Raw genomic sequence first — 5,557 nt, 5'->3', positions numbered from 1 at the left:
TCGGGTTTCGGTGATGGGTGTGTGTTTGTGGTTTGAGAATCCAATAGCGTGTTTGTTTGAACAAGTTTGTGATGCCAGAACATTTATTTTCTGGTGAGACATTCATTGGCCGGCTTCGACCACCCCCGTGGTCGGGTTGGCTGTCTTGCTGGGATTCATTCGTAACATAATTTTTTTATGGAGAGTTTGATCCTGGCTCAGGACGAACGCTGGCTGCGTGCTTAACACATGCAAGTCGAACGCTGAAGCCCTCAGCTTGCTGGGGGTGGATGAGTGGCGAACGGGTGAGTAACACGTGAGTAACCTGCCCCTGATTTCGGGATAAGCCTGGGAAGCCGGGTCTAATACCGGATATGACCACGAAACGCATGTTTTGTGGTGGAAAGTTGTTTCGATCGGGGATGGGCTCGCGGCCTATCAGCTTGTTGGTGGGGTAATGGCCTACCAAGGCGACGACGGGTAGCCGGCCTGAGAGGGCGACCGGCCACACTGGGACTGAGACACGGCCCAGACTCCTACGGGAGGCAGCAGTGGGGAATATTGCACAATGGGGGAAACCCTGATGCAGCGACGCAGCGTGCGGGATGACGGCCTTCGGGTTGTAAACCGCTTTCAGCAGGGAAGAAGCCTTCGGGTGACGGTACCTGCAGAAGAAGTACCGGCTAACTACGTGCCAGCAGCCGCGGTAATACGTAGGGTACGAGCGTTGTCCGGAATTATTGGGCGTAAAGAGCTCGTAGGTGGTTGGTCACGTCTGCTGTGGAAACGCAACGCTTAACGTTGCGCGTGCAGTGGGTACGGGCTGACTAGAGTGCAGTAGGGGAGTCTGGAATTCCTGGTGTAGCGGTGAAATGCGCAGATATCAGGAGGAACACCGGTGGCGAAGGCGGGACTCTGGGCTGTAACTGACACTGAGGAGCGAAAGCATGGGGAGCGAACAGGATTAGATACCCTGGTAGTCCATGCCGTAAACGTTGGGCACTAGGTGTGGGGGACATTCCACGTTCTCCGCGCCGTAGCTAACGCATTAAGTGCCCCGCCTGGGGAGTACGGTCGCAAGGCTAAAACTCAAAGGAATTGACGGGGGCCCGCACAAGCGGCGGAGCATGCGGATTAATTCGATGCAACGCGAAGAACCTTACCAAGGCTTGACATACACTGGATCGTTCTGGAAACAGTTCTTCTCTTTGGAGCTGGTGTACAGGTGGTGCATGGTTGTCGTCAGCTCGTGTCGTGAGATGTTGGGTTAAGTCCCGCAACGAGCGCAACCCTCGTTCTATGTTGCCAGCACGTGATGGTGGGAACTCATAGGAGACTGCCGGGGTCAACTCGGAGGAAGGTGGGGATGACGTCAAATCATCATGCCCTTTATGTCTTGGGCTTCACGCATGCTACAATGGCCGGTACAGAGAGAGGCGAGCCCGTGAGGGTGAGCGAATCCCTTAAAGCCGGTCTCAGTTCGGATCGTAGTCTGCAATTCGACTACGTGAAGTCGGAGTCGCTAGTAATCGCAGATCAGCAACGCTGCGGTGAATACGTTCCCGGGCCTTGTACACACCGCCCGTCAAGTCACGAAAGTCGGTAACACCCGAAGCCGGTGGCCCAACCCCTTTGGGGGAGGGGGCCGTCTAAGGTGGGACTGGTGATTGGGACTAAGTCGTAACAAGGTAGCCGTACCGGAAGGTGCGGCTGGATCACCTCCTTTCTAAGGAGCACACATTAGAACCCCACGGTAGGGGACCGATCGTGTCCCGTCGTGGGTGCTCAAGGGTGGAACATCACAACTGTCGCTCGTCTGCTCAGTGGTGTCAGGGTATGTGCCTTGGTGCTGGTGGGTATTCGGATGGGCTAGGACGAACACGTTATTGGGTCCTGGAATCACAAACCCCAACAGTGTTGGGTGTGGTTTCAACCAACGGGACCAACCTGTCAGGGGCCGGCAGCCGGGTGGTTGCGTGGTCGCTGGTGGTGTTTGGTAGTGGTTTGAGAATCGTATAGTGGACGCGAGCATCAACAACACGTAAGTGTTGTTATGTAATGTGATTTTTCTTGTAATCATCTTTGAGTGTGATTTTTTCGCACACACGCGTCATACCGGCCTTCTGTGTGGGGGTTGGGTGAGTGTGTGAGAGCGCATGGTGGATGCCTTGGCATCAGGAGCCGATGAAGGACGTGGAAATCTGCGATAAGCCTCGGGGAGCCGATAAACGGGCGTTGATCCGAGGATGTCCGAATGGGGAAACCCCGCCACTCGTGAGGGTGGTGACCCGCATCTGAATATATAGGGTGTGTGGGGGGAACGCGGGGAAGTGAAACATCTCAGTACCCGCAGGAAGAGAAAATAACAATGATTCCGGTAGTAGTGGCGAGCGAAACCGGATGAGCCTAAACCATTTCAGTGTCAAGCGTGCTGGTGTTGCTGTGATGGTGTTGTGGGGTGTGCATGGTCCGGTTCAGCATGACTGGTCTGTGGTGGTGTTTGTGTAGTCGAACCTGGTGGGAAACAGGACCGGAGTGGGTGAGAGTCCCGTAGGCGAAACATGAGCATGATTGCAGTGTGCGTGTGCCCGAGTAGCACGGAACTCGTGGAATTTCGTGTGAATCTGCCAGGACCACCTGGTAAGGCTAAATACTTCCTGATGACCGATAGCGGAACAGTACCGTGAGGGAATGGTGAAAAGTACCCCGGGAGGGGAGTGAAAGAGTACCTGAAACCATGTGCTTACAATCCGTCAGAGCAGCATCTTGATGGCTGTGATGGCGTGCCTTTTGAAGAATGAGCCTGCGAGTTAGCGGTGCGTGGCGAGGTTAACCCGTTGTGGGGTAGTCGTAGCGAAAGCGAGTCCGAAGAGGGCGTTGTCAGTCGCGTGTCCTAGACCCGAAGCGGAGTGATCTAGCCATGGGCAGGGTGAAGCGTGTGTAAGAGCGCGTGGAGGCCCGCACCCACTTCAGTTGAAAATGGAGGGGATGACCTGTGGTTAGGGGTGAAAGGCCAATCAAACTCTGTGATAGCTGGTTCTCCCCGAAATGCATTTAGGTGCAGCGTTGCGTGGTTCTTGCTGGAGGTAGAGCTACTGGATGGCTGATGGGCCCCACCGGGTTACTGACGTCAACTAAACTCCGAATGCCAGTCAAGGTTCAGCGTGGCAGTGAGACAGTGGGGGATAAGCTTCATTGTCGAGAGGGAAACAGCCCAGACCATCAACTAAGGCCCCTAAGCGTGTGCTCAGTGGGAAAGGATGTTCAGTTGCGAAGACAACCAGGAGGTTGGCTTAGAAGCAGCCATCCTTGAAAGAGTGCGTAATAGCTCACTGGTCAAGTGATTGAGCGCCGATAATGTAGCGGGGCTAAGTACACCGCCGAAGTTGTGGCAGCACCACAGGTACCGTAATGGTGTGGTGTTGGGTAGGGGAGCGTCGAGTCGCTGGTGAAGTCACCGTGTGAACGAGTGGTGGAAGCGGTTCGAGTGAGAATGCAGGCATGAGTAGCGAAAGACGGGTGAGAAACCCGTCCACCGGATGACCAAGGGTTCCAGGGCTAGGCTAATCCGCCCTGGGTAAGTCGGGACCTAAGGCGAGGCCGACAGGCGTAGTCGATGGACAACCAGTTGATATTCTGGTACCGACACACAACCGACAGTACCAAAACACATGAGACTAACCATTCAATGCGCCCGCTGGGACTTCGGTCCTGGTGTTTGGTGTTGCGGGTGGGACCTGAGTGTGGAGTCGGTAAGCGTGAGGTGTGACGCAGAAAGGTAGCCAGGCCGTGCGATGGTAGTCACGGTCTAAGGTTGTAGCACGTGGGGGTAGGTAAATCCGTCCCCGCATTTGTGTGTGAGAGCTGATGGGCGCCCCACTTGTGGTGGGGTGATCTGGTGATCCTCTGCTGCCGAGAAAAGCATCGACGTGAGGGTGTGTGTTGCCCGTACCCTATAACCGACACAGGTGGTCGAGTAGAGAATACTCAGGTGATCGAGAGAATCGTGGTTAAGGAACTCGGCAAAATGCCCCCGTAACTTCGGGAGAAGGGGGACCATCCTGGTGAACTCACTATGCGTGGGGATGTGCTGGTGGTGGTCGCAGAGGCCAGAGAGAAGCGACTGTTTATTAAAAACACAGGTCCGTGCGAAGATGTAAGTCGATGTATACGGACTGACGCCTGCCCGGTGCTGGAAGGTTAAGAGGACCCGTTAACCCCTTTCGGGGGTGAAGCGGAGAATTTAAGCCCCAGTAAACGGCGGTGGTAACTATAACCATCCTAAGGTAGCGAAATTCCTTGTCGGGTAAGTTCCGACCTGCACGAATGGCGTAACGACTTCTCTGCTGTCTCAACCACGAACTCGGCGAAATTGCATTACGAGTAAAGATGCTCGTTACGCGCAGCAGGACGGAAAGACCCCGAGACCTTCACTATAGTTTGGTATTGGGATTCGGTGTGGTTTGTGTAGGATAGGTGGAAGACTGGGAAGCCCTGACGCTAGTTGGGGTGGAGTCGCTCGGTGAAATACCACTCTGACCATAGTGGATTCCTTAACTTCGGACCCTGATCGGGTTCAGGGACAGTGCCTGATGGGTAGTTTAACTGGGGCGGTTGCCTCCTAAAGAGTAACGGAGGCGCCCAAAGGTTCCCTCAGCCTGGTTGGCAATCAGGTGTCGAGTGTAAGTGCACAAGGGAGCTTGACTGTGAGACGGACGTGTCGAGCAGGAGCGAAAGCTGGGACTAGTGACCCGGCCATGGCTTGTGGAAGCGTGGTCGCTCAACGGATAAAAGGTACCTCGGGGATAACAGGCTGATCTTGCCCAAGAGTCCATATCGACGGCATGGTTTGGCACCTCGATGTCGGCTCGTCGCATCCTGGGGCTGGAGTCGGTCCCAAGGGTTGGGCTGTTCGCCCATTAAAGCGGTACGCGAGCTGGGTTTAGAACGTCGTGAGACAGTTCGGTCCCTATCCGCTGCGTGCGTAGGAAATTTGTGGAGGTCTGTCCTTAGTACGAGAGGACCGGGACGGACGAACCTCTGGTGTGCCAGTTGTTCCGCCAGGAGCATGGCTGGTTGGCTACGTTCGGGATGGATAACCGCTGAAAGCATCTAAGCGGGAAGCCTGCTCCGAGATGAGATTTCCAGCCCGTGTTGAAGCGGGGTGAGGTGTCCTATAGATGATGGGGTTGATAGGCCGGGTATGGAAGCACAGTAATGTGTGGAGTTGACTGGTACTAATACACCGATCACTCACTCAATTTCCCTCTTTTTTGTGGGGGTTGGTGCGTGTGTGTTGATCATTCTTTTGTGGTGATGTGAGAAAGTGTTGTGCTGCCCTCTTTTGTGGGTGGTGTGTTGCATGATTGTGTTGGTGTTCGCGTTCGCTGTGCGGTTCTTGGACCACTACCGCCTATAAATCCTGTGGGGTTGTGGTGGTGGTTTGTTGGTTTTGCGGTGGTGATAGTGGTGGGGAAACGCCCGGTTAACCGTTCCGATCCCGGTAGCTAAGCCCATTCGCGCTGATGGTACTGCAACTTGGTGGTTGTGGGAGAGTAGGTGACTGCCGCAATAATTT

Annotated in this window: 3 rRNA genes; all 3 read left to right on the top strand. The window is 54.8% G+C overall.

Annotated elements, in window-relative coordinates:
• Window positions 1–174 precede the first annotated feature (174 nt).
• The 3 genes from IIE29_RS16640 (at window position 175) to rrf (ending at window position 5,551) form a co-directional block, all read left to right on the top strand.
• Window positions 175–1,705: ribosomal RNA gene (locus tag IIE29_RS16640) — 16S ribosomal RNA — on the top strand.
• A gap of 410 nt (window positions 1,706–2,115) precedes the next feature.
• Window positions 2,116–5,240 (top strand): 23S ribosomal RNA (locus IIE29_RS16635).
• Between the two features lie 192 nt (window positions 5,241–5,432).
• Window positions 5,433–5,551: ribosomal RNA gene (rrf, locus tag IIE29_RS16630) — 5S ribosomal RNA — on the top strand.
• The 16S, 23S and 5S rRNA genes sit together here, the layout of an rRNA operon.
• Window positions 5,552–5,557: the final 6 nt, after the last annotated feature.

Origin of the sequence: Brevibacterium renqingii (assembly GCF_017808095.1) — a bacterium.
GTDB classification, from domain to species: domain Bacteria; phylum Actinomycetota; class Actinomycetes; order Actinomycetales; family Brevibacteriaceae; genus Brevibacterium; species Brevibacterium renqingii.
Note: the sequence above shows the minus strand (reverse complement) of the source record. Positions and strands in the feature narration are given on the sequence as shown.